This is a genomic window from Brevibacillus reuszeri, from assembly GCF_002897295.1.
Lineage (GTDB): Bacteria > Bacillota > Bacilli > Brevibacillales > Brevibacillaceae > Brevibacillus > Brevibacillus reuszeri_A.
The window spans coordinates 1-1449 of record NZ_BEXF01000086.1 but is presented as its reverse complement, the minus strand read 5'-3'; the positions used below and the strand labels follow the sequence as shown (position 1 = coordinate 1449).

Below are 1449 nucleotides of genomic sequence, written 5' to 3'. Positions count from 1 at the left end.
GTTAAGAACAATGCTTTATTTATCGAACGAGACAGGTTAGATCTGCTTAGAGGCAGTGAAAAATCAGATAAAAGTCAGTTTGATAATGCAAATGAAATTATGCGGATTATCTATAACGGAGCGAAGGAGTATTATGACCTTGTCTTATTAGACGTTCATAGTGGATCGAATAGCCCTGTTACTAATACGTTGCTTGAGGATTCCGATCTGATTGTAGTTTGTGTAAATCAGAATATTCACGTTTTAGATAAGTTCTTTAAAGATAAAGAAAGTTTGCCCAAAGCACTATTGCGGAAACCTCATGTTTTACTCGTCGGGCAATACGATCCTGAGTCTAAATATAAAGTCAGAAATATTGCTAACAAATATTCATATAAAGGACCAATTCTAACGTTGCCTTACAATACCTCTTTTAAAGATCACCTTAATGATGGGGATATTAAAGGGTTTATATCAAGGAATCGAAACATCAGTAAAAATCATGAAAACTATCAGTTCATACAAGATTTAAGAAGAAACGCTAAATATATACTCACAGAGGTTGGTATCAATACGCAAGTCAAGATGATTGAAAGAGGGGCTTCTTAATGGGCGAATCATTAATCAATTTTGCAATAATCGTCCTGATCATTTTCAGCTTAATTATCCTTCTTTGTTACAAGCTTACTCGGAAGCCCTTTGCAACTCCAAAAAGAAAAGATGACTTGGAAATCGAAAGATTTCAGCAAGATCAAATTCTTGAATTCGTAAAAAAAAGAATCAATGATTTTGTAAACAGCAATCCGCTTGATATGGGGTTATCTGGAGAGGAGTTTGAAAGAAGAACAGGGCTCGTCGAAGAACTTCGTAATGCTATGAAAAACGCTACATCAGGGGATATTCAAGAAAAAGTGTATCTCAAGCAGTATATATATGACCTACTTGATCGAGAGTATGGTGTTAACGAAACAAATGTTAATTGGATTATTCCATTTAATGACCCAAGCCATCTCACCGATCAAGATCGTTTTGACGTATTGCTCTATCTGTACAAACAAAAACATGGTTTTAAGGCGTTGTCAAAATTAATAGAGGATTACCAGTTGGATAGGCCCAAGTTCATTATTGAGGACGGGACAGCGGAATCCTACATTATTACAGGAGAAGAAATTAGAGATATTTATAACAAAGCATACAAGGAAGGCAAGCTTACGTATCACGATAAACTGAATATCGTTGTTCAAAGAATTTATCAGAGATATAAGGGTTTTGGTGTGATCGATGAAATAAGGGATATGACAATTGACGGTGTGTCTGGAGGCGTATCTGGATTACCTAGCAATTTACAGTCTATTGAGAATGAACTGGAGCTCATGGACAGTATGAAGAAGCCAAATCAAGGACATCAGAGCGTTTGGATATTCTATAAAGGTAAATCCATACATTTATCTTTCCTCGGTTTTGAGTCGG

At 35.8% G+C, this 1449-nt stretch carries 1 protein-coding gene and 1 pseudogene; both read left to right on the top strand.

The window, feature by feature from the left end:
* The coding region (locus C3B52_RS35445) for a hypothetical protein (RefSeq protein ID WP_103110998.1) at positions 1–588 on the top strand (588 nt) is incomplete at its 5' end.
* Positions 588–1449, top strand: a pseudogene (locus C3B52_RS35440) (pilus assembly protein CpaF); the annotation flags it as partial. The gene C3B52_RS35445 and the pseudogene C3B52_RS35440, both read left to right, overlap by 1 nt.